This is a genomic window from Corynebacterium timonense (assembly GCF_900105305.1).
GTDB classification, from domain to species: domain Bacteria; phylum Actinomycetota; class Actinomycetes; order Mycobacteriales; family Mycobacteriaceae; genus Corynebacterium; species Corynebacterium timonense.
In genome coordinates, this window is record NZ_LT629765.1 from 905,681 (window position 1) to 927,270 (window position 21,590).

The 21,590-nt window shown below is 66.0% G+C and carries 22 protein-coding genes; 11 read left to right on the forward strand and 11 right to left on the reverse strand.

All coding sequences use genetic code 11. The features are described from left to right. The first annotated feature begins 3 nt into the window (after positions 1-3). Both sufU and BLT81_RS04365 read left to right on the forward strand, forming a co-directional pair. The gene (gene sufU / locus BLT81_RS04360; protein WP_019194606.1) at positions 4-453 is read left to right on the forward strand and encodes a Fe-S cluster assembly sulfur transfer protein SufU; all 450 of its coding nucleotides are present in this window, start codon (positions 4-6) and stop codon (positions 451-453) included. A 21-nt stretch (positions 454-474) separates the two neighbouring features. Next, positions 475-855: a metal-sulfur cluster assembly factor gene (locus BLT81_RS04365; protein ID WP_019194607.1), complete on the forward strand. Its 381-nt coding sequence runs from the start codon at positions 475-477 to the stop codon at positions 853-855. A gap of 46 nt (positions 856-901) precedes the next feature. On the opposite strand, the gene BLT81_RS12565 is transcribed toward BLT81_RS04365, so the two are convergent. Both BLT81_RS12565 and BLT81_RS04375 read right to left on the reverse strand, forming a co-directional pair. Then, on the reverse strand, positions 902-1,105 hold the full coding sequence (locus BLT81_RS12565; RefSeq protein WP_155860856.1) for a hypothetical protein: 204 nt from the start codon (positions 1,103-1,105) through the stop codon (positions 902-904). A gap of 1,115 nt (positions 1,106-2,220) precedes the next feature. Further along, positions 2,221-3,018 (reverse strand): IS481 family transposase, encoded by a 798-nt coding sequence (locus BLT81_RS04375; RefSeq protein ID WP_040421577.1) that lies wholly within the window; start codon positions 3,016-3,018, stop codon positions 2,221-2,223. A gap of 114 nt (positions 3,019-3,132) precedes the next feature. Here BLT81_RS04375 and BLT81_RS04380 point away from each other — a divergent pair, with 114 nt between their 5' ends. Both BLT81_RS04380 and BLT81_RS04385 read left to right on the forward strand, forming a co-directional pair. Next, a complete protein-coding gene (locus tag BLT81_RS04380) occupies positions 3,133-4,761 on the forward strand; it encodes an ABC-F family ATP-binding cassette domain-containing protein (protein WP_019194610.1) in 1,629 nt (542 codons plus the stop codon). A gap of 13 nt (positions 4,762-4,774) precedes the next feature. Continuing rightward, positions 4,775-5,923: an HNH endonuclease signature motif containing protein gene (locus tag BLT81_RS04385; protein ID WP_019194611.1), complete on the forward strand. Its 1,149-nt coding sequence runs from the start codon at positions 4,775-4,777 to the stop codon at positions 5,921-5,923. A gap of 604 nt (positions 5,924-6,527) precedes the next feature. Here BLT81_RS04385 and BLT81_RS04395 read toward each other — a convergent pair. Next, on the reverse strand, positions 6,528-6,836 hold the full coding sequence (locus tag BLT81_RS04395; protein ID WP_019194613.1) for a hypothetical protein: 309 nt from the start codon (positions 6,834-6,836) through the stop codon (positions 6,528-6,530). Here BLT81_RS04395 and BLT81_RS04400 point away from each other — a divergent pair, their 5' ends adjacent. After that, entirely contained in the window at positions 6,837-7,184 is a 348-nt protein-coding gene (locus tag BLT81_RS04400; RefSeq protein WP_019194614.1) for a hypothetical protein, read from the forward strand. 110 nt (positions 7,185-7,294) lie between these two features. On the opposite strand, the gene BLT81_RS04405 is transcribed toward BLT81_RS04400, so the two are convergent. From BLT81_RS04405 to acnA, 5 genes are all read right to left on the reverse strand, one after another. Further along, positions 7,295-8,665 carry a PFL family protein gene (locus tag BLT81_RS04405; RefSeq protein ID WP_019194615.1) on the reverse strand — a complete coding sequence of 457 codons (1,371 nt, stop codon included), beginning with the start codon at positions 8,663-8,665 and terminating at the stop codon, positions 7,295-7,297. Positions 8,666-8,674: 9 nt separating this feature from the next. Continuing rightward, positions 8,675-8,944 carry an ACT domain-containing protein gene (locus BLT81_RS04410; RefSeq protein WP_019194616.1) on the reverse strand — a complete coding sequence of 90 codons (270 nt, stop codon included), beginning with the start codon at positions 8,942-8,944 and terminating at the stop codon, positions 8,675-8,677. Positions 8,945-8,958: 14 nt separating this feature from the next. Then, positions 8,959-9,684, reverse strand: a complete 726-nt coding sequence (locus BLT81_RS04415; protein WP_040421579.1) for a glutamine amidotransferase-related protein — start codon at positions 9,682-9,684, stop codon at positions 8,959-8,961. A 24-nt stretch (positions 9,685-9,708) separates the two neighbouring features. After that, positions 9,709-10,275: a TetR/AcrR family transcriptional regulator gene (locus BLT81_RS04420; protein WP_019194618.1), complete on the reverse strand. Its 567-nt coding sequence runs from the start codon at positions 10,273-10,275 to the stop codon at positions 9,709-9,711. 70 nt (positions 10,276-10,345) lie between these two features. Next, a complete protein-coding gene (gene acnA, locus BLT81_RS04425; RefSeq protein WP_231286657.1) occupies positions 10,346-13,126 on the reverse strand; it encodes an aconitate hydratase AcnA in 2,781 nt (926 codons plus the stop codon). A gap of 214 nt (positions 13,127-13,340) precedes the next feature. On the opposite strand from acnA, the gene BLT81_RS04430 reads away from it, so the two are divergent. The 3 genes from BLT81_RS04430 (at position 13,341) to BLT81_RS04440 (ending at position 17,046) form a co-directional block, all read left to right on the forward strand. Beyond that, positions 13,341-13,826 (forward strand): Rv1476 family membrane protein, encoded by a 486-nt coding sequence (locus tag BLT81_RS04430; protein WP_019194620.1) that lies wholly within the window; start codon positions 13,341-13,343, stop codon positions 13,824-13,826. 379 nt (positions 13,827-14,205) lie between these two features. Then, the gene (locus BLT81_RS04435) at positions 14,206-15,975 is read left to right on the forward strand and encodes a DIP1281 family NlpC/P60 protein (RefSeq protein ID WP_040421582.1); all 1,770 of its coding nucleotides are present in this window, start codon (positions 14,206-14,208) and stop codon (positions 15,973-15,975) included. Between the two features lie 21 nt (positions 15,976-15,996). Beyond that, positions 15,997-17,046 carry a ferrochelatase gene (locus BLT81_RS04440; RefSeq protein ID WP_019194622.1) on the forward strand — a complete coding sequence of 350 codons (1,050 nt, stop codon included), beginning with the start codon at positions 15,997-15,999 and terminating at the stop codon, positions 17,044-17,046. Here BLT81_RS04440 and BLT81_RS04445 read toward each other — a convergent pair. Further along, complete coding sequence (locus BLT81_RS04445; protein ID WP_019194623.1) at positions 17,043-17,798, reverse strand: hypothetical protein; 756 nt, start codon at positions 17,796-17,798, stop codon at positions 17,043-17,045. The genes BLT81_RS04440 and BLT81_RS04445 overlap by 4 nt on opposite strands. Before the next feature lie 33 nt (positions 17,799-17,831). On the opposite strand from BLT81_RS04445, the gene BLT81_RS04450 reads away from it, so the two are divergent. From BLT81_RS04450 to BLT81_RS04460, 3 genes are read left to right on the forward strand one after another with little or no spacing between them, the layout of a single operon-like run. Beyond that, positions 17,832-18,668: a DUF3097 domain-containing protein gene (locus BLT81_RS04450; RefSeq protein ID WP_019194624.1), complete on the forward strand. Its 837-nt coding sequence runs from the start codon at positions 17,832-17,834 to the stop codon at positions 18,666-18,668. Between the two features lie 9 nt (positions 18,669-18,677). Further along, complete coding sequence (locus BLT81_RS04455) at positions 18,678-19,106, forward strand: NfeD family protein (RefSeq protein ID WP_019194625.1); 429 nt, start codon at positions 18,678-18,680, stop codon at positions 19,104-19,106. Continuing rightward, positions 19,106-20,293: an SPFH domain-containing protein gene (locus BLT81_RS04460; protein ID WP_019194626.1), complete on the forward strand. Its 1,188-nt coding sequence runs from the start codon at positions 19,106-19,108 to the stop codon at positions 20,291-20,293. The genes BLT81_RS04455 and BLT81_RS04460 overlap by 1 nt, the downstream gene beginning before the upstream one ends. Here the strand turns inward: BLT81_RS04460 and BLT81_RS04465 are convergent. Further along, positions 20,271-20,822 (reverse strand): hypothetical protein, encoded by a 552-nt coding sequence (locus BLT81_RS04465; RefSeq protein ID WP_019194627.1) that lies wholly within the window; start codon positions 20,820-20,822, stop codon positions 20,271-20,273. The genes BLT81_RS04460 and BLT81_RS04465 overlap by 23 nt on opposite strands. 11 nt (positions 20,823-20,833) lie before the next feature. Further along, positions 20,834-21,517: a TVP38/TMEM64 family protein gene (locus BLT81_RS04470; RefSeq protein ID WP_019194628.1), complete on the reverse strand. Its 684-nt coding sequence runs from the start codon at positions 21,515-21,517 to the stop codon at positions 20,834-20,836. Positions 21,518-21,590 lie beyond the last annotated feature (73 nt).

Genomic DNA, 21,590 nt, shown 5'->3' on the forward strand with positions numbered 1-21,590 from the left:
TGCATGAACCTTGAATCCATGTACCAGGAAGTGATCCTGGACCACTACAAAAACCCCCAGTACGCCGGGCTGCGCGAGCCCTACGAGTCGGAGGTCCACCACGTCAACCCGTCGTGCGGTGACGAAATCACGCTGCGGGTGCATCTTTCGGAGGACGGGCAGACGGTCGAGGACGTGTCTTACGCTGCGACGGGGTGCTCGATCTCTCAGGCGTCGACAAGCGTGATGGCGGAAGAAATCATCGGCCGGCCGATCGCTGAGGCGATGGACAAGCTGGAGGCCTTCGACGAGATGATCACCTCGCGCGGTGAGCTCGAGGGCGACCCCGAGAAAATCGGCGACGGCGTCGCGTTTGCAGGTGTGGCCAAATTCCCGGCGCGCGTCAAGTGCGCGCTCCTCGGGTGGAAGGCGTTCCAGGCGGCCACCTCCGACGCGCTCGAGGCGCGCGGATAGCCACGAGAAGAAAGGAAGCAGATGAGCCAGAGCACATTCGACGGGCCGCGCGAGCGCCCGACGCAGACCGAAGAGCAAATCCAACTGACCAGCGACGTCGTCGAGTTCCTCCGCGACGTGATCGACCCGGAGCTCGGCATCAACGTCGTCGACCTGGGCCTCGTTTACGACGCGTGGATCGAGGAGGAGGGTGAGGCCACCAAGGCGGTGATCAACATGACGCTGACGTCGCCGGCGTGCCCGCTCACCGACGTTATCGAGGAGCAGGCCTCCCAGGCCGTCGTGGGCAACACCGCGGTCGACGAGCTGGAGCTGAACTGGGTGTGGATGCCGCCGTGGGGCCCCCACATGATCACCGACGAGGGCCGCGAGCAGCTGCGCGCGCTCGGCTTCGCGGTCTAACCAGCATCAAAGCAGCCGCCGGTGTGAATGCTCGGCGGCTGCTTTCTTAGTTTTCGCCGGAGCCGCGCGTGGAGAAGCGCTCGACGAGGTAAACCACGGCGCTCGGGACGGCGAGTAACGCAAACAGCAGCGCGGAAACCCACAGATAGTCGTATGAGCGGGTGGTTTTGGTCGTCAGCATAATGCACAACAACGCGTATCCACCCCAAAATGCGAGGAACGCCAGCGCTCGTCTGAGTGTGGCGATCATGCTACGCACCCCGTGACTGCGTCGCCGACCCGAACCCACCCATCCGCGTCGGACCGGTACCACGCCCAGCCACCACCCACTGCGCACAACACCAGTGCGCCAGGGGCTGTTCTTCTAGCGAATACTTTACCTTTCCCCAGCACCCATTTTGTCCCCGCCCATACCTTTCTTCCAGTTTTGCCATCATGGATTTAATTTCGTCCCACGAAGGGTCTGCGACGATCGGGTACTGATAGTTCGCAGACGTGTGATCTACAACTTGGATCAGGTTTCCTTGACGAATTTCAAAGTGAGTCGGAACATGGCGTCCCGCTGCGTCGACAGCCCACGGAGCATGGGCGATGCCTAGTAATTCAGTTTCGGTACTGGCCGAGCCAGCGTCATATAGCAACACATTGCCTGTTGAGCTATCGAGTTCGATCCGTGTTCCAGCAAGCGGGGAATAGGAAAGCTCTGTCGGTGACTCGGGGGAGGGAATTACCGCCGCGATGGTACCGCCAGTTTCTCTAGAGCTTAGAACATAGCTTGGCGTTGTGCCGTCCTCCCCGTCCACCACTAACCGGCCGTCAGCTAGCGACGAATCGCGCGAGTTGGCGTGTGGTATGGAGAACCCGACCACCCCTCCCTCGTAGCCCCGCACTTTAACGGATGGCTCGTTGTTACCGGCTACGACTTCGACTGTAGTGCCAGTGCCGAAAAAGTGGCAAGGGAATCGCTGCCTTCCAACTCGGTTGTCATGACACCCTGGTGCGCCAGGGCTTGCGACACTACACGTGCCGTTTCGGGTCCGCTGATCGACTGAGCGGTGGCAAGGGGCCACGTGGCTTATCAGCGCAAAACAGAGTGTGGCTGCGGGCGCTAGAGCTTTTCTCATCTTGTCTCGCTTTCGGTTTGGTGGCTGGGGCTTGAAGCAAGCCGAAACTCGCCCGCCGGAGAAATCTCTCCGACTGGGGTCATCCAGATTCGAGCGGCTCTATAGTGGTTGCTCACGGTTATTGTACAAGTGTCTAACCATTCACATGCTCGAGATTGACAAGGTATGGTACCTAAGTCTCCACCAATCCGGGGGTAGTAGGCGCTAAATTTCTACCAGACCCAGCCCGTGCTTTTGTGCTCTAGCTGTACTTCCCCGTGATGTTGTGAACGCGTTGTGCGGGGGTGAGGCCGCCGATGGCGGTGTGGGCTCGATGGTAGTTGTAGTCGTGGATAAACTCCGCGTACGTCTGCTGTCGGGCCTTTTCGCTGGCGTATAGGCGGATGTAGGCCCATTCCTGCATCAGGGTGCGGTTAAACCGCTCGACGTTGCCGTTGGTCTGCGGGCGGTATGGCTTGGTGTAAACATGCTTAATCGTGCCCAGGGCAGCGGGCGCACCAGCCTGTCTTTGCGCGTTGCGGGCGCGACCCGCCCGGCGATCCTGTTCAGAGCCACGCCCGTGCACGCGCCAGCCGCCACCGTTGGGGATGCGACTGAGCTTTTTGATGTCGACATGGATCATGTCCCCGGGTTGGCTGCGTTCATAGCGTACTGGTGGTGCTTTGCGCACCGGCAGGCCGGTGGCCTGGTCGATGCAGGCTAGTTTCGGCAGGTTGTAGCGCGCCAGCACCCGACCAACCGTGGACCGGGGAATTCCCAGGTGGTAGCCAATACGGTGTGGGCCCCACTGGCGAGTCAACCGCAGTGTGATGATGCGGCGCTGGGTGCGCACCGGCAGCTGGTGCGGGCAGCTGCGGGGCTGGCTGGAGCGGTCGGTGAGAGCCTCGCCATTGCGGGCGCGTTTGACCCACCGGTTGATCGGGGCCGTCGAAATCTGCAGCCGCTCGGCCACCCGGTGCTGGGAGTAACCGTCGACGAGAACCACATCGACGATCTTCTGCCTACCGGCCGGGGTCAAAGGTGCGTTACGGTGTGTTATGGAAACCTCCGTCGTGGATGTTCGTGTGGATGCCTACACCTCTACCGGAGGCTTCCCCTTTTCGTTCACAACCTCCCGAGGAAGCACACCGAGCGGCGAGTACACTAGAACGCCGTGATTGTCACCAACGATTTCGAGGTCCGCGTCGGCGCCCGCACGCTTCTCGACGCCCCAGGCCAGCATCTTCGGGTGCAGCCGGGTGACCGGATCGGTCTCGTGGGCCGCAATGGGGCCGGGAAGACCACGACGATGCGCATCTTAGCGGGGGAGACCGAGCCCTACGCCGGTTCGGTGACGCGCTCCGGCGAGATCGGCTACCTGCCGCAGGACTCCAAGGAGGGCGACATCGAGCAGACCGCCCGGGACCGAGTGCTCTCCGCCCGCGGGCTGGACCAGATCCGCCGCAGTATGGACAAGCAGCAGGCAGCGATGGAATCCACCGACGGCGCCGAGCGCGACAAGGCGATTGCGAAGTACTCCCGGCTCGAGGAGCGCTTCCAGGCGCTCGGGGGCTACGAGGCCGACGCCGAGGCCGCGCAGATCTGCGACAACTTAGGCCTGCCCGAGCGCATCCTTGACCAGCCGCTGAAGACGCTCTCAGGCGGCCAGCGCCGCCGGATCGAGCTCGCGCAGATCCTCTTCGCGGCGAACGACGGGGCGGGCAAGTCGACGACCACGCTGCTTCTCGACGAGCCCACCAACCACCTTGACGCCGACTCCATCCACTGGTTGCGCGGGTTCCTGTCGCGCCACGAGGGTGGGCTGGTCATGATCTCCCACGACGTTGACTTGCTTGACGACGTCTGCAACAAGATCTGGTACCTCGACGCCGTCCGCGCCGAAGCCGACGTGTACAACATGGGCTTTTCCAAGTACAAGGACGCCCGGGCGCTCGACGAGGCGCGGCGCCGCCGCGAGCGCGCCAACGCCGAGAAGAAGGCCTCCGCGCTGCAGAAGCAAGCCGCCAAGCTGGGCGCCAAGGCCACGAAGGCGGCGGCCGCGAAGCAGATGCTCGCCCGCGCGGACCGCATGATGAACGAGCTCGACGAGGTTCGCGTCGCCGACAAGGTCGCCTCGATCTCGTTCCCCGAGCCCGCCCCTTGTGGCAAGACGCCGCTGTTTGGCAAGGGCCTGACCAAGATGTACGGCTCGCTCGAGGTTTTCGCCGGTGTTGACCTTGCCATTGACAAGGGCTCGCGCGTCGTCGTCCTTGGCACCAACGGGGCGGGCAAGACCACGCTGCTCAAGCTGCTCGCAGGCGTCGAGCGCACCGACGGCGAGGGGGGACTTGTCACCGGCCACGGCCTGAAGATCGGCTACTTCGCCCAGGAGCACGACACGATCGACGGCTCCAAGTCCGTCTGGGAGAACACCATCGAGGCCTGCCCGGACGCGGGACAGCAGGACCTGCGCGGCTTGCTCGGCGCGTTCATGTTTTCCGGCGACAAGCTCGAGCAGCCGGCGGGCACGCTCTCCGGCGGCGAGAAGACCCGCCTCGCGCTGGCCACACTCGTCTCCTCGCGTGCGAACGTGCTGCTTCTCGACGAGCCCACCAACAACCTCGACCCCCAGTCCCGCGAGCAGGTCCTCGACGCCTTGAAGACCTACACCGGCGCCGTCGTCTTGGTCACCCACGACCCAGGCGCCGTGCGCGCCCTCGAGCCGGAGCGCGTCATCATCATGCCGGAAGGCGACGAGGACCTGTGGAACGACGAATACATGGAGATCGTCGAACTGGCGTAGTAGCATCCTGTGAATGGGGGATTTTCATAGTGTGCTCGACCAGGAGCGGGGGCGTGTCATCGACGTCCTGGTCGGCTTCGACAAGCAGGAAGCACTCAACGCAGGCATCAACAACGCGCAGGTCAACGACTGGAAGCGCATCCACGACGCGTACTTCGGGCGCACGCGCTGCACGCGCTTGCAGCGCGTTGCCCTCATCAAGGCGCGCGCGAACCGGGTCACTCTGTCCAAGCTAGCGGTCATCGAGCGCGCCATCGCGCACATCGCCGATGAGGCCGCGCGCTGGCGGGCGCGCCACGCGCTGTTGGAGGTGCGCGGGCGGTGCGAGACGCTGCGTCGACAAGCAAAAGCGATCGTCCCGGCGAAAGAACCCGCGCCGCCGCGACCCGGGGTCCGCTTCAGCAGCTCGCACGCAGGACACCGGCGTCTCACGGTCATCGCGCCCGAACGTGTGATCGCCGACGTGGAGCACGCCCTGCGCAGCGGACTCGACGCCGCACGGGCGCCCGCCGAGCACATGCTGGAGGCGTTCGTACGTATCCTGCGCGGCGGAGGCGCCGTCCCGGAAGGCACCTACCGGCCAATTCTCATGGTGCCCATCGACGTGCACCTGCATCCCGAGCGCACCGATGCCGGCGTGACCCTTCACGCCACCGACGGCACCAGTGTGACGCTCCGCGACTACCTCGCCCGCACCTACGGCGAAGCACTTGAGGTTGCCGCCTTCCACCCCGTGCGTGGCGCGCTCGACCTGTTTCGCACCCAGCGCTTCGCCAACGACAAGCAGCGCACCCTCATGCGCATGGTGCAGCCTACCTGCACCGTCCCTGGCTGCCGCCTGCCCTCCGACTTGTGCGAGATACACCACATCACGGCCTGGAAAAACGGGGGCACCACGAACCTCGACAACCTCGCGCCGCTGTGTCGCTACCACAACCGTGTCAACGACGACGACGCGCACGTGCGCAAGCGCGGCCGCATCCGGCATGTCGCCGGCAGGTGCACGTGGGTGTCACCCCGCGGCTATGCTGTGCCCGCCAGTCACCCGGCCAGCGCCATGCAGGTACTTTTTGGGGACCCTGTAGAGGACCAGGGCCGGCGCTCGTCTGCTCACGACGTGGAAGTCCGAGGCGTGCAGGTCATGCGTGCCCCGGTGCGATGAGGAGGAGGGCAGCGCATCCGCCCCGCAGCTGCGGCGGCCAGTGAGAACGAGCGCGGCCCCGTTTATGCACGGGGACGTTGACCGAGACCTCGGTGGCGGACGCGTGGATGACCTACGACTGGGACCATAAGCCATATTTGTTCGAACTGGCGGCCCTGCAAAAACCCGGCGGGTACCTAGCGCACCGTGTGCGCAGCCTCGGCGTCGCTCGCTATGCGAACGCCAATGGCGAAGATGCCTGGGCGGAGAGCGCAGTCATTGCCCTCAGGGCGCTCATTGACAATGGTGAGATCGCCGCGGATGCGGGGGGGCTGAGCGAGCTACGAGACGCAAAGCGCCTGCCCTGCGCATACGGCGTGGAAAAACGCGGTTACCTACTCATTCGTGTTCGATCGGGCTTGACCCTAACGAGGCCGGGGCAGGGTTGTGTCCGTTAGCGTGGTGTATCTGTGGCTGTCGGTGAGGGACCTCATGAATGTGTGAGGCGGCCGCCGCCACACCGCGGTTCTTGTCAGTACACGCTCCTTAACCTGCCGTCGGCAGGGACGCGGCCACCCAGCTTCGCCCGGGCGTCCAGCGCGTCGGCGACCGTGTGGTCTCGGAGCTACGCCCGCTCACACCAACCAGACAGCCAGGAACGTTCGGCGAGGTCAAAGAGCGCCTCGCGTTGTTGGCGCGTGAGGGTGGTGTCGAGGGCTGCGCGGTCGTCGTCATGCCGGTGGTTGATAGCGACGATCCCCCAGCCGTTGGTGGTGTGCGCGTCCACGGCAGCGGAGGGTTCGTCGCTGGCCACGTTGAAACGGCGCGCGTACCAGCGGGGCATCCTGGAGAGCTGGAACTCGTACGAGTGCATCGGGCGCAGCGAGCCGCCGGGGAGAAGCACAAGCAGGGGAGCCTTGTAAAAGAATTGCATGTGGTCGCCGTTGATGCGCCTGCGATGAAGATAAATGTCGCCGATGAGCGCGGGGTAGAAGCCGATTCACCCATTGCGCCACGCGAGGGTGAACCGCCGCCGGCGACGCGTATCGACGACAAGCATGACCGCGGCTACGACGAACGCGACCGCGCCCAGCGCGAGGACGACCACACCGCCGGGAGTGCTGCGTGGCCCGTCGCTGAGGAGCGCCGCCGCGATGACGGCGAGCACCACACCGATGGTGCCGAAGATGAGGGTGACGCGCAGGATGCCGGGGTGAATCTGGGGTTCGGGGCCGGACCGTTGTCCGCGATGACGCCGGCGGCACCGCTGGCGCCGCCGTAAGGAAGGGTGTAGTAGCTTTCCGTGCGTCCCGGCACGAGCCGCGGTCGGCTACTCGACCGAACCTTAAGTTCAGTGCGCGGCATCCGTGTCATCCCTCTACCGGCTCCTTGCTAGTTCCTGAACCCGTGCACCGGTGCCGGGATGAACCCGCCGCGGCGGATGAACGCGTCGTTGCCAACGCTGCTGACCGGGATGACGGGAGCGTAGCCGAGGAGACCGCCGAAGTTGACCTCGTCGCCGGGCTTCGTGCCGGGGACGGGGATGAGGCGCGCGGCGGTGGTCTTATGGTTCATGACTCCGATGGCGGCCTCGTCGGCGATCATGCCGGCGATGAGTTCGGCGGACGTGTCGCCGGGAATGGCGACCATGTCGAAGCCGACGGAGCAAATCGAGGTCATGGCCTCAAGCTTGTCCATAGAGATCGATCCGGAGCGCACTGCGTCGATCATGCCCTGGTCTTCGGAGACGGGAATGAAGGAGCCGGAGAGGCCGCCGACGCGGGAGCAGGCCATCATGCCGCCCTTCTTGACGGCGTCGTTCAGCAACGCGAGCGCCGCCGTCGTGCCGTGGGTGCCCACCTGGTCGAGCCCCATGTGCTCGAGGATGTGTGCGACAGAGTCGCCGATCTCGGCCGTCGGAGCGAGGGAAAGATCGACGATGCCGAAGGGAACCCCGAGGCGCTCGGCGGCCATGGTGCCAACGAGCTGGCCGGCCCGGGTGATTTTGAACGCCGCCTTTTTGATCTCCTCGGCGACCTCGTTAAGGGTCGCGCCTTCGAGCGAACCGATCGCGTTGTCGACGACGCCGGGGCCCGACACGCCGACGGAGACGACCGTGTCGGGTTCCTCGATGCCGTGGAAAGCACCCGCCATGAAGGGGTTGTCGCCGACGGCATTGGCAAAGACCACGAGCTTCGCGCAGGCGATGGAGGAGCGGTCTGCGGTCAGCTGCGCGGCCTCTTTGACCACCTCGCCCATGGTGCGCACGGCGTCCATGTTGATGCCGGCCCGGGAGGTGGCCACGTTTACCGATCCACAGACGGCCTCGGTGGTGCTGAGAGCCTCCGGGATGGAGCGGATGAGTCGCGTGTCGGACTCCGTGGCGCCCTTTTCCACCAGCGCCGAATAGCCGCCGACGAAGTTGACGCCCAGTTCGGCGGCGGCGCGGTCGAGGGCCGTGGCGATGTCCACCGGGTCGCCCTCGGCGCCCGCCGCAACAAGCGAGACGGGGGAGACCGAGATGCGCTTGTTCACGATCGGGATGCCGAGCTCGCGCTCGATGCCTTCGCAGACCTCGACGAGGCGCGCGGCGCGCGTGGTCACCCTGTCGTAGACCGCCTCGGCGGTCGCGGCCATGGTGGGGCGCGTGCACCCGATCAGGGAGATCCCCATCGTCACCGTCCGGATATCCAGCCGGTAGTCCTCGATCATCTGGATGACGCTGACGACGTTGCGTGCAGCGATCCTGAAATCTACGGCCACCTGAACCCCCTAAATCTCGTTCATGGCGGTGAACAAGTCCGCCGACTGGATACGCACCACGACGCCGAGCGGCTCTCCCGCTCGGGCGAGGTGCTCCTGCAGCTCGCCCATGTCGACGGGGTCGCCGGGAATGTTGACGCGCATGACCATGGTGAAGAAGTCGTCCATGAGCGTCTGAGTGACGTCGAGTACGTTGAGGTTGTGCTCTGCCGCGGCGGCGGAGACTGCGGCGATGATGCCGATCTGGTCGCGCCCGGTAGTCGTAATGATTGCCTGCATACCGGGCAGTGTAGTCACTCGCTGCGGCAGTGCTGCACGTAGCGCCTGAGCAGCTCGTTCGACCAGGTGACGTCGACGCTCGGCAGCGAGGCGATGATCGTGTCATAGTCCGTCAGCGGGAAGTAGCCGTAGTCGTAGAAGAAGTCCATGCGGGTCTTCATCGCGGGCGCGTCCATCTCAGCGTGGAACTGGCACGCCCACACCTTCTCGCCCCAGCGGGCGACTTGCACGGTGGTGGTGGGGCCGGTGGCGAGCACCGTGAGGTCGGCGGGCACCACCTCTGGGTTTTCGGTGTGGCCGGTGAGCGCGTCGAAGCGAGCCGGGAAGTCGGCGAGCAGCGGGTCGTCGTGGGCGGCGTCGGTGAGCTCGACCACGGTGGGGCCGGAGGCCTCGGGGCTGGAGTGGCCGACGGCGCCGCCGAGGGCGTCGACAAGCCAGCACATGCCGAAGCAGATGAAGAAGACAGGCACGTCCGCGGTGAGCAGGCCGCGCAGTTCGGCGTTGACGTGGTTCTGCCAGGCGTTGTACTGCGGGGTCGTGACGGTCAAGGAGCTGCCGCCGACGATGACGCCGGCGAAGCCGGACACGTCGCCGATCGTCGCCGAGGGGGAGTCGATGACCCGCACCTCGACGTCCTCGCGGGCGAGCGCGGTGGCACGAAGGATGTCGTTGAGCTCGGCCTCCACCACGGAGGGCCCGATCTCTCCGTTTCGGAGACAGACGAGGAGGAACCTAGACATGCTCCCCACCCTATACCGCTCGGTCTAGTGCTCGGGGACAGGGGCCCGTACTGAAAGCTCCACCAGGTCGAGCATGGCGGACAGGCGCGCGGAGGATTCGCCCTCGGCAAGCTTGACGACGAGCCCGTCCATCACCGTTTCGAGATACGTCTGGATGACGTCGAGGGGGACGTCCTCACGCATGTCCGCGTTGTGCGACAACCGCGAGCGAACCGCCTCGTCGAGCACCTCTTGGTGCCCCCGCCAGCGCTCCTCGAAGGCGGGGTCCGTGCGGAGCTTGCGGACGGTTTCCGCGCGGGTCATGTACCAGCTGTGCGCCTCCGGGTGGGCGACGAGGGTCCGCATGACCTCGATCAGGCCGTTGTCCGCCACGACCTCAGCCTGGCGACGCGCATCCTCGCTGGCGACTGCGAGGAAAAGCGATTCCTTGTCGCCGAAGTGGTGGAAGATCGCGCCCCGGGTTTTACCGGTGGCTTTTTCCAGCCGGGTCACCGTTGCCCCCTCGTAGCCGTACTGTGCGAAGCACCCGCGCGCGGCGTCGATGATGTCGCTGCGGCGACGGGATAACTCGTCGTTGCTGACTATGGGCATGGGTGTGTCCTTCCGGGGCGAAAAGGGCCCGCCGGCCGAAACCGGAGGGCCCTCGATGATGGGTCAGAAGTTAGCTCTTGACCATCTGGCGCAGCACGTACTGCAGGATGCCGCCGTGGCGGTAGTACTCGGCCTCGCCAGGCGTGTCGACGCGGACCACGGCGTCGAACTCGACCTTCTCGCCGCCGTCCTTGGTGGCGGTGACGTGGACGGTTGACGGGATGGTGTCGCCGTCGTTGAAGGCAGTGATGCCGGAGATATCGAAGGTCTCGGTGCCGTCGAGGCCCAGGCTCTCGTGCGACTCACCGTCCGGGAACTGCAGCGGCAGCACACCCATACCGATCAGGTTCGAGCGGTGGATGCGCTCGAAGGACTCGGTGATGACGGCCTTCACGCCGAGCAGGTTGGTGCCCTTCGCGGCCCAGTCGCGCGAGGAGCCGGTCCCGTACTCCTTGCCAGCGAGGACGACAAGCGGGGTGCCCTCCTTGGCGTAGTTCTGCGCCGCGTCGTAGATGTAGGCCTGCGGAGCGCCCTCTTGTGTGAAGTCGCGGGTGTAGCCGCCGGCCTCGTCCACGAGCTGGTTGCGCAGGCGGATGTTGGCGAAGGTGCCGCGGACCATGACCTCGTGGTTACCGCGGCGCGAGCCGAAGGAGTTGTACTCGTGGCGCGCGACGCCGTTCTCGTCGAGGTAGTTCGCGGCTGGGGTACCCGGCTTGATGGACGAGGCGGGGGAGATGTGGTCGGTCGTGACCGAGTCACCCAGCTTCGCCAGGACGCGAGCGCCCGCGATGTCCTCGACGGCCTCCGGCTCCTCCGGCATGTCGTCGAAGTACGGCGCCTTGCGGATGTAGGTGGAGTCGTCGTTCCACTCGAAGGTCGTGCCTTCGGGGACCTCGAGGTTCTTCCACTGCGCGTCGCCCTCAAACACGTCGGCGTAGTCGTGCTCGTACATCTCGCGGGAGATGGTGTCGGCGATGGTCTTCTCGATCTCCTCCGGGGAGGGCCAGACGTCCTTGAGGTAGACATCGTTGCCCTCGGAGTCCTGGCCGAGCGGCTGGGTCTCGAAATCGAAGTCCATGGTGCCCGCAATGGCGTAGGCGATAACGAGCAGCGGGGACGCAAGGTAGTTCATCTTCACGTCCGGGGAGATGCGGCCTTCGAAGTTGCGGTTGCCGGACAACACGGCGGTCGCGGTGAGGTCGTACTCGTTGATGGCCTCGGAGACTTCGGTGGGCAGCGGACCGGAGTTACCGATGCAGGAGGCGCAGCCGAAGCCGGTGAGGTAGAAGCCCACGGCCTCGAGGTCCTTCCACAGGTCGGCGCGCTCGTAGTAGCCGTCGACAACCTGGGAGCCGGGAGACATGACGGTCTTGACCCACGGCTTGGCGCGCAGGCCCTTTTCGGCGGCCTTCCGGGCAAGCAGAGCAGCGCCGATCATGACAGAGGGGTTCGAGGTGTTGGTGCAGGAGGTGATCGCCGCGATGGCGACGGCGCCGTGGTCGAGGGTGTACTCGCCGCCCTTCGGGGATTCGACGATGACCGGCTTGGAGGCGCGGCCTTCGGCACCCTCGGCTGCGGACTCGCCGTTCGCGGCCCAGGACTCGTTGTAGGAGACGGACTCGCTCTTGGCGGCGCGCACCGGCTCGAAGGTCTCGTCGCCAGCGTCGTTGTAGTCCGGCAGCTGCTGGCGGAAGGTCGACTTAGACTCGGAGAGCAGGATGCGGTCCTGGGGGCGCTTCGGGCCGGCGATCGAGGGCTTGACCGTGGACAGGTCGAGCTCGAGGTACTCGGAGTACTGCGCCTCCTCGGCGTCCTGCTCGAGCCACATGCCCTGTGCCTTGGCGTAGGCCTCGACGCGGTCGAGGGTGACCTGGTCGCGGCCGGTCAGCTCGAGGTAGTTGATGGTCTCCTGGTCGATCGGGAAGATCGCGCAGGTGGAGCCGAACTCGGGCGACATGTTGCCGATGGTGGCGCGGTTGGCCAGCGGGATCTGGCTCACGCCGTTGCCGTAGAACTCGACGAACTTCTGCACCACGCCGTGCTCGCGCAGCATCTCGGTGATGGTGAGCACGACGTCGGTGGCGGTGACGCCGACGGGGATCTCGCCGGTGAGCTTGAAGCCGACGACGCGCGGGATGAGCATGGACACCGGCTGGCCAAGCATCGCGGCCTCAGCCTCGATGCCGCCGACTCCCCAGCCCAGGATACCCAGGCCGTTTTCCATGGTGGTGTGGGAGTCGGTGCCGATGCAGGTGTCCGGGTAGGCGACACCCTCGTTGTCGAAGACGACGCGGGAGAGGTACTCGATGTTGACCTGGTGGACAATGCCGGTCCCCGGGGGCACAACGCGGAAGTTGGAGAAGTTCTCCGCGCCCCAGCGCAGGAACTGGTAACGCTCTTCGTTGCGCTGGTACTCGATCTCCACGTTCTTATCCAGCGCGTCGGTGCTGCCGAACGCCTCGATGATGACGGAGTGGTCGATGACCATCTCGGCCGGGTTGAGCGGGTTCACCTGGTCCGGGTTACCGCCCAGGCTAGAGACGGCCTCGCGCATGGTGGCCAGGTCGACCACACAGGGCACGCCGGTGAAATCCTGCATGAGAACGCGGGCCGGGGTGAACTGGATCTCGACGGAGGGCTCCGCCTCCGGGTCCCAGTTGGCGAGGGCCTTGATGTGCTCCTCGGTGACGTTCTTTCCGTCCTCGGTGCGCAGAAGGTTTTCTCCGAGGACCTTCAGGGAATAGGGAAGCTTGTCCATTCCTTCGACGGCGTCGAGTGCGAAGTAGTCGTAGGACTTTTCGCCGACCTCAAGGGTTTTCTTAGCGTTGAAGGAGTTCTTACTTTCAGCCACAGTGAGCTCCATTTCTCGTTGTAAACCTGGTTCGGGGATAATGGCCCCGGTTGTGGTCTCCTCCTTATCTTAGGGGAGACCACCGGTTCCAGTCGGCATTGTAACGTAACGGCCGTTATGTTTCGGACCCGGCCTGCGCCTGCCGCTCCGGCGCACCGGATTTGTTCGAAAGTTTCCCCCCGAGCGGGGTAGTAGCGGCGCGCAAGGAGGCCCCATGATCCCCGCTGGTATTGACATGCCCGACCTCGCAACCCAGCTGGAGGAGGATGGCATCGCCTTCACGGCACCCCACCCCGCCACTGCGCCCTTGGAGGCGCACCTCGAGGCCACCCTGAACGCGATCGACATCGACGCGATCGCCCCGATCGGCGTGGTGGTAGTGGAGCACACGCCCGAGCGCCTCGCGGACCTGCGTGACGTCGCCCAGGATCTCGCGCTCGCGACCGACTACGAGACTGTCGTCGTTCGCTCACCCGGCGGGGCGGGGATTGTGAGCGAGCACTTGACGCGCGCCGAGATCGAGAGCGGGCAGCGTGCCATGCTCGCCGAGCAGGACTACGGCGAGGGGCTTCGAGCCTTCGTGTCCGAGGCGTCGTCGGTGGCGATCCCGTGGGGAGTCGTTGCCGTCGCGATCGCGCTTGTGATCGCCGTAGTGTGCGGGGCAACCTTTGCCCGCGCGCGCTCCGTCGTCAAGCGATAGGCGTTCGCGTTACATGGTGTGAGTAACATCACACCACCTCTACGGCGTGGCAATCCCGCTGCTTGTGGCGCTTGTGAGTCATGTGAAATTCCTTGACTGTTGAAAAGATCGGTAAAGGATGGGTCACGAATTAATAAAGTGCCGTAGGGTGTGCTTGTCGGCTCGCGAGCCGAAAGTAGCAACATACATTTCAGAGGCACCTTGAGGCCCCGTGGTCTAGTCAACCCGGGGACGCAGTCCAGGCATGTGGGGAAGCACGCTCCGTACTGTGGTGGCTCGATCCGGTATGCCTTTCGGCCCGCGGCTCGGCGTCAGTAGTCAACCAACCGACCGCGCGTCAAGCCTCGTACCTTGCCGTGCGGTGTGAGGAGCACCATCAGTGGGCAGCACACCTTTGGGCACGGGTCTGCGCTGGGCACGCACAGCCGTCAGCGTCGTCACGTGCTCGACCATCTTGTCACTCACAGCCTCGCCGAGCGCGTCGAGCCAACCCGCGGGCTCGAGCGCCTCCGAGCTCGTCGCCGCCATCGCGCAGGCACAATCGCGTGTCGACGCCCTCGACCTCCGCATGGGCGGCCTGCGCGAAAACGTCAACAGGGCGCTCGTCGAGCTTCACGACGCCCAACTGCGCGCCGAGCAAGCTCGGCGCGGCGTCGAGGAAGCCCGCTCGCGGCTGAACCAGTCCGAGGACGCGGTTGTCAGCGCACGGACCGAACTATCGGAGGTGACACGCTCGCTGTACCGCGCCCAGGGCGGGCCCTCCGTGCTCGCCGGGCTCAACAGCGACGACCACGCGAAAGACGCTCTCGACCGCGCCTCCTTCCTGCGCAGCCAACGGGAAGAGAAGCAGGAGCAGCTCACTGAGGTCGAGCGCGCCCGCACCGTCGCAGCGAACGAGGAATCGACGCTCCGAGAGGCGAGCAACTACGCGGAGGAAGCTGCGAACGACGCCGTCGCCGCCGAAACGGCTGCCCGCGCCGTGCTCGAGGAGTCTCAGCAGGAGCTGGAGGCGCAGCTGGCCGAGCGCCAGGCCGCGCACGACGAGCTCGTCTCCGTGCAAGCCCAGCTGGATGCCGTCCGTCCGTCCGCCGCGCGGCCCGCCGAGGATGAAGAGGCAGTGCCGGACACCACGGTGCCGGATACCGCGGCGCCGGACACCACGGCGCCGAGCACCGCCTCGACTGAGACCCAGGAAACCGAAACCCGAGAAACCAGAGCCGACGAGCCCGCGGAACAGCCGGGCACCGCGGAGACCGAGCCCGAGGCTCCCGACGAGGCGGGTTCCCACCCTGCCCTCGTCCAGCCGCAGCCCCCCGCCCCGGCGGCGGGCGTAGCGGGCACCCCCTACGCCGCCTCGCAAGACGACATCGACGCCGTGCGCGACGAGGTCTCGAGCAGCTTCCCGGGCACACCCGAGCTCAGCGACACCGTGATCTCAAGCGCCCTGTCGACCGCGCAGCAAGCAGCGCAGCGGGCCGGCGAGACGCTCAGCGACCCGACGATTCAGGCCGCGGCGATCGCGGCTGCGTCGGCTCTGGTGGCATCGTCGCAGGCGCCGCACGACACTCTGGACAACCCGTACACGGCTAACGGAAGCAGTGCCGGCGCTGGGGAGCTTGTCGCCGCGTTTTCCCGCGGGCTGACGGACGTCCTCGAAGGGCGCGTCGCGACGGCATCCCCCGCGGTCGAGGAGGTCCTGCCCGAGGTTGACTCCGCAGCGACCGCCACGGAGAAGATCACTGGCACGGTCCCGGTGGGCAACGGCGTGGAAACCGTGATTGCGCGCGCAATGTCGATGATTGGCACCCCCTACGTGTGGGGCGGCGGCGACGCCAACGGCCCGACCACGGGTGTCAATGGCGGTAGCCAGCTTGGCTTCGACTGCTCGGGGCTGGTGCTCTACGCTTTCGCTGGGGTGGGCATCAGCCTCCCGCACTACACCGGCGACCAGTACCGGCGCGGCACCCAGATCGACCCGAGCGAGGCTCGTCGCGGCGACCTATTGTTCTGGGGGCCCAACGGTAACCAACACGTGGCGATCTACCTGGGGGACGGCACGATGATCGAGGCCCCGACGTTCGGGCAGACAGTGACGATCTCCCCGGTGCGCTACGGCGGTATGTCGGCGAAGGCGGTTCGTCTGTTGTAGGCATCGACTAAAATCGCCCGCATGGCATTTCATGACTACGACGCACTCCTCGTCCTTTCCTTCGGTGGCCCCGAGGGAGAGGACGAGGTTATTCCTTTTCTGGAGAACGTGACCCGCGGGCGCGGCATCCCCCGCGAGCGCCTCGCAGAGGTAGGGGAGCACTACTTCCACTTCGGCGGTGTCAGCCCCATCACCGCGCAGAATCGGGAAATCATCGCGAACGTGGAGGACGAGCTCACGACCCGCGGCATCGACCTGCCGGTCTACTTCGGCAACCGCAACTGGCGGCCGTTCGCGGAAGATGCCGCGCGCAGGATCGCTGCCGACGGCCACCGACGAGTCCTCGTGTTCGCTACCTCAGCGTGGGGCGGATACTCCGCGTGCCGCCAGTATGACGAGGACATCCTGCGCCTGCGGGAGGCGACGCCAGAGCTAGAGTTCACCAAGCTGTGGCAGTTCTACGGCCACCCGGACTTTATTCGGCTCAACGCTGAGTACCTGCGCGAGGCAGTCGAGCGCGCCGAGGGGAAGCGGACGGCGATCCTCTTCTCCGCCCACAGCGTCCCCACCGCGGCGGATCAGGCCTCGGGCGGCCCGCAGGACTCGCAGCTGTACTCGCGCCAGGTTGCCGAGGCCGCGCGCCTCGTGGCCAAGGACGCGGGCGTGGACGACTACGAGGTTGTCTGGCAGTCCCGCTCGGGTAACCCGGCCACCCCGTGGCTCGAGCCCGACGTCGTGGACCGTTCGCTTGAGATCCACGCCGCGGACCGTCCCGAGCACATCATCTGCGTGCCCATCGGGTTTATTACGGACCACATGGAGGTCGTGTGGGACCTAGACACCGAACTCAAAGAAGCGGTCGAGGACAAAGGCATGAGCCTGGACCGCGTTCCCACAGTAGGCCTGACCAAGGACTTTGCCGCGATGGTCGTCGATATCGCGGAGAACGTCGCGCAGGGATCGACGCCGCCCACCCTGTCCGAAGTCACCGTGCAGGGCTGCACGGTCAACGGCGCGCCCTGCGCGGCGAAGTGCTGCGCACCGGCCCAGCCGAAGCCCGCCAGCGCCTAGCCGTAGGCCTCGCGCCACAGTTCGTGCACCGCGTTGGCCACCCCGGCCATGCGCGCAGTGCGGATGTGGCGCCAGAGGGCGAACAGGTGCGGGTCGAGGCTGTGGTCGTTGAGGCGGTCGGTGACCGTCTCAACGATCGCCGCGACACTGTCTGCCCTAGCAAAGAGTTTCGCAGAACGCGGGGGTACGCAGCCGGGTAACCCGGGCGCGTCGTAGAAATCGGCGAGCGAGCCCATCGTCAACCGGGGGGAGGGCAGCTCGGCGGAGGCGCCGCCCGCTGCCTCTATGAGAAGAGCCGCCCGGTCCGTCGCCTCTACGAGGAGCGCGTCGGCCTCTCCGGGCGAGAGCCATGCGGGTTCGGGGAGGCGCTCGTGCTCCTCGAACCAGCGCCACTGCACCCCGTCGTCGCCGTAGGAGGGGACCAGAAGGTGATGGACGTGTTCGCTCTCGCGCAGCGCGAGCGCCCCGGCGGGGGTTAAGGCCTGCAACGCGGGGGAGGCCGGGGGAATCGCCGCGGCTTGGCCGGGGCCCCAGAGGATGAGCCGGACTACCGGCTCGGGTGAGGTGAGGGAGGCGGCCGACCGGACGTCGTTGAGCAAAGCCGACAGCGGTGCGTCGCCGTAGGCGTGGGGGCCTCCGAGGTCACGAAGAGCGGCGACGAGCTCGTCGGTCGGTTCGTGGCCGTAGAGCCATGCAGCGAGCCACACCGCGGTGTTCTGTAAAGGGGAATAGACTTCGGCGCGCGTGTACATCGCGGCTATCCTAGCGGATAGAGTAAGCGGACTATGGACCGTTACGCAGGAGACATCTTTGCCGGGCACGCGCGCCGCACAACGCCGTCCTACCCGCAAGTCCCGGCCGAGCCCGGGCTCGTCGCGGAGGTCTACGGTGACGAGTTCGTCGGCGCGGTCCTCGGGGTCGAGCGCACGTACGACGGCGAATTCGTCCGCCTCGAGGACAGGTACGGGACGCAGCGGCTGTTCAAACTACTTCCGGGGGCGTTCCTCGTCGACGGTGCGCGGGTGACGCTCACGCGCCACGTGCCGCGCACGGACACGGCGCCGCGCACCTCGAACTCGGGGTCGCGCAGAGTCGAGGGGGTGCGGGCGAAGGTTGCCCAACCGAGCCGGATCTGGGTCGAAGGCATCCACGACGCCGCAATCGTGGAGAAGGTGTGGGGCCATGACCTGCGCGTCGAAGGTGTCGTCGTGGAGTATCTGGAGGGCTTAGACAACCTCGCTGAGAAGCTGGCTGAGTTCGAGCCGGGGCCGGGTCGACGCATCGGCGTGCTCGCCGATCACCTCATCGAGGGGACGAAGGAGTCGCGCCTTGTTGCAGACGTCGGACCGCACGTGTTGGTGACCGGCCACCCGTACATTGACATCTGGGCAGCGGTAAAGCCGGCAAGCGTGAAGATCCCGGCGTGGCCCGAGGTGCCCTACGGCGAGGACTGGAAGGAAGGCGTGTGCCGGAGACTCGGGTGGTCCGACCCGCAGGAGGGGTGGCGGCGCGTGTATAGCTCGGTGGGGACGTTCCGAGACCTCGACTACACGTTGATCGGGGCTGTCGAGAGGCTGATAGATTTCGTAACAAACCCACAGCTACGAAAGGAAGACATGTAGGCTGGCGGCGTGGGCGCGATCGTGTGGTTAATCGGAGCAGTAGTACTCGCGGGCCTCGAGTTGGCCGTCGGCGAATTTACCTTCCTCATGCTTGCCGCCGGAGCGCTCACGACCTCGGGCGCCGCATTGTTCGGCCTGCCATTGTGGGCTGAGGTTGCGGTATTTGCCGCCACCTCCGCAGCGTTTTGGGTGTTTCTTCGCCCGTATCTACACAGGCGCTTTCTCACCCCGGGGGCGTATAACGACTCACCCCGTACCCTCGTCGGATCCCGCGCGGAGGTAATCGAGGACATAACGCCCGGCGGCGGCCAGATCCGCCTCGACGGCACGATCTGGTCGGCCCGCGCGCTTGACCCGGCGGTCCGCATCGCCTCCGGGGAACACGTAACCGTATCGGACATCGACGGCCCGGTCGCGGTCGTCTGGAAGGACAACTAATGGGAGCTATTGTTGCCCTCATCATCCTCGCGTTGGTGGTGGCGGTACTGTTTGCCTCGATCAAATTGATCCCTCAAGGCGAGTCTGCCGTGATTGAACGACTCGGACGCTACACGCGAACGGTCTCCGGCGGTATTACGCTGCTGGCCCCCTTCATCGACCGCGTCCGCGCCCGGGTGGACACGCGCGAACGCGTCGTGTCCTTCCCGCCGCAGGCCGTGATCACCCAGGATAACCTGACCGTGGCCATCGACATCGTGGTGACGTTCCAGATCAACGACCCAGCCAAGGCCATCTACGGTGTGGACAACTACCTCGTCGGCGTGGAGCAGATCTCGGTAGCTACGCTTCGCGACGTCGTCGGCGGCATGACCCTGGAAGAAACGCTAACCTCCCGCGAAACAATCAACCGCCGCCTGCGCGGCGAGCTCGACGCCGCAACCGGCAAGTGGGGACTTCGCATCAGCCGAGTGGAGCTCAAGGCGATCGATCCGCCGCCCTCGATCCAGCAGTCGATGGAGATGCAGATGAAGGCGGACCGCGAGAAGCGCGCGATGATCCTCACCGCCGAGGGCAAGCGCGAGTCCGACATTAAGACCGCCGAGGGCGAGAAGCAGGCACGCATTCTGTCCGCAGAAGGCGAGAAGCACGCCTCCATCCTCGCCGCGGAGGCCGAGCGCCAAGCAACGATCTTGCGCGCCGAGGGCGAGCGCGCCGCGAAGTTCCTCATCGCGCAGGGTGAGGCCCGCGCGATCCAGAAGATTAACGCGTCCATCAAGTCTTCCGGCGTGACCCCCGAGGTGCTGGCGTACCAGTACCTGGACAAGCTGCCGCAAATCGCGGACAACGAGGCCGCCACCCTGTGGATGATCCCCTCCGCCTTCGGAGACTCGCTCGAGCAGTTCGCCAAGGCCTTTGCCAAGAAGGACGACGACGGCGTCTTCCGCTACGAGCCGGCCTCCGTCGACGCAGAAACCCGCGACATGGCGCGGCAGGACAACACGGACAAGTGGTTCGACACCTCGACCGACCCGGAGCTGGCGAAGGCGCTCGCCGAGGCCCGCGCGGTGGCGAACAAGCACGTCGACGACCCAGACCCGACCGCCGCGGCGGCGGCGAACACCGCGAGCACGACGAGCTCGTCGTCCTCCCGGGAGCTGGACATTAACCAGCAGCAGCCTGAGTAATCAGGTTGAGCACAAGCCTCCAGCCGGCCTGCTCGGCGCGCCATCCAGCGGCCTGGAGGCGCTGGCTGATCGCCTGCTTGGAGATGCCCAGCTCGGCCGCCGCCTCGTTCTGGTTATAGCCGCTGCGCAGCAGAGCGGTCGCCTCGCGCCCCTCGAGGGTGCGCTTATGCAGCACGTACGCAAGCAACGCCAGGGCCGCGGCGATGTCCTCGGCGGCCGTGCCCGCCCCGGGCGCCTCCACTGTCACCGTCACCGCCGCGGGGGTGGTGCCGACGGCGTCCGAGGCGGCATAGAGCGCGCTGCCCTCGTGCGTAATGCCGAGGCCAACGGCCCAGTTGGCGTCGGACAGCAGCGCCATGATGAGGTTGAGGGCCGCCTCGGGGCACTCCACGTGGGCGCGGATGTCTTCGACTCCAACCATCTCGAATTCGCCGACGCCCGGAAGTGCTGCGAGCGCCTCGGCGGAACGTCGGACCAGTTCGGCCCGGCGTTTTTCGCGTCCGCGGTAGCGCGCGTGTACGGCAATCATGGCCCCTCAGTCTACTGGTCTACCCCTGCGCCTTGACGCGCCACGCCGCGGCGCGTCGACCGGGTGGGCAGTGTGGCGTCGAGAAGCAAGCCCCCGACGCCGACGACCGCAAGCACGACGCTAAGGCCCACGACCGCCGGGTTCGCCTGCCCCGTGAGCGTGTCGCCGAAAAGGACGACGATCGCAGTGCCGGGCAGCGATCCCACGAAGGTCGCCGCGGCGAAGGGGAGCACCCTCACCCGGGTGAGCGCCGCCGCATAGTTCATAAGGGAGAAGGGGACAATCGCGATGAGGCGCAGGCTTGCGACGGCGAGCCATCCACGCTCTTCGAGGCGCCGGTTGATCACCTCGACCGCGGGGTGCGTCAGGCGCGGAGCGATCCACTCGCGCAGCAAGCTGCGCACGACGGCGAGGGAGACTACCGCCGCGACCGTCGTGGCGGTGATGGACAAAGCAATGCCCCCGACGCTGCCGAAGAGGACACCAGCCGACAACGTCATGATGGTGCGCGGGATGGGAAACTGCGTGATGAGCACGTACAGCAGCCAAAACAGGAGCGGAAACCACGGGCCCGTTTGTTCCGCCCACTCGCGCAGGACCGCCAGCGGCGGGACGTCGAGAAAGGCCCACGCGGCGACGAAGAGCACCGCCGCGCAGACAAGGGCGGCGAGGCGGGGAGCGGAAAGCCTAGGCAATGTGGGTCCTTTGCGGGTTAAGGGTCAAAATGTGTGTCCGGAATTGGTGATTTCCGGTATCTGACCTCGGCGA

Coding starts and splice junctions, on each gene's coding strand:
- BLT81_RS04445 (WP_019194623.1), bottom strand. CDS start 17,798: ATGTACACGCGCGCCGAAGTCTATTCCCCTTTACAGAACACCGCGGTG.
- BLT81_RS04465 (WP_019194627.1), bottom strand. CDS start 20,822: ATGATTGCCGTACACGCGCGCTACCGCGGACGCGAAAAACGCCGGGCC.
- sufU (WP_019194606.1), top strand. CDS start 4: ATGAACCTTGAATCCATGTACCAGGAAGTGATCCTGGACCACTACAAA.
- BLT81_RS04385 (WP_019194611.1), top strand. CDS start 4,775: ATGGGGGATTTTCATAGTGTGCTCGACCAGGAGCGGGGGCGTGTCATC.
- BLT81_RS04440 (WP_019194622.1), top strand. CDS start 15,997: ATGGCATTTCATGACTACGACGCACTCCTCGTCCTTTCCTTCGGTGGC.
- BLT81_RS04420 (WP_019194618.1), bottom strand. CDS start 10,275: ATGCCCATAGTCAGCAACGACGAGTTATCCCGTCGCCGCAGCGACATC.
- BLT81_RS04365 (WP_019194607.1), top strand. CDS start 475: ATGAGCCAGAGCACATTCGACGGGCCGCGCGAGCGCCCGACGCAGACC.
- BLT81_RS04460 (WP_019194626.1), top strand. CDS start 19,106: ATGGGAGCTATTGTTGCCCTCATCATCCTCGCGTTGGTGGTGGCGGTA.
- BLT81_RS04395 (WP_019194613.1), bottom strand. CDS start 6,836: ATGCAATTCTTTTACAAGGCTCCCCTGCTTGTGCTTCTCCCCGGCGGC.
- BLT81_RS04415 (WP_040421579.1), bottom strand. CDS start 9,684: ATGTCTAGGTTCCTCCTCGTCTGTCTCCGAAACGGAGAGATCGGGCCC.
- BLT81_RS04450 (WP_019194624.1), top strand. CDS start 17,832: ATGGACCGTTACGCAGGAGACATCTTTGCCGGGCACGCGCGCCGCACA.
- BLT81_RS12565 (WP_155860856.1), bottom strand. CDS start 1,105: ATGATCGCCACACTCAGACGAGCGCTGGCGTTCCTCGCATTTTGGGGT.
- BLT81_RS04410 (WP_019194616.1), bottom strand. CDS start 8,944: ATGCAGGCAATCATTACGACTACCGGGCGCGACCAGATCGGCATCATC.
- BLT81_RS04430 (WP_019194620.1), top strand. CDS start 13,341: ATGATCCCCGCTGGTATTGACATGCCCGACCTCGCAACCCAGCTGGAG.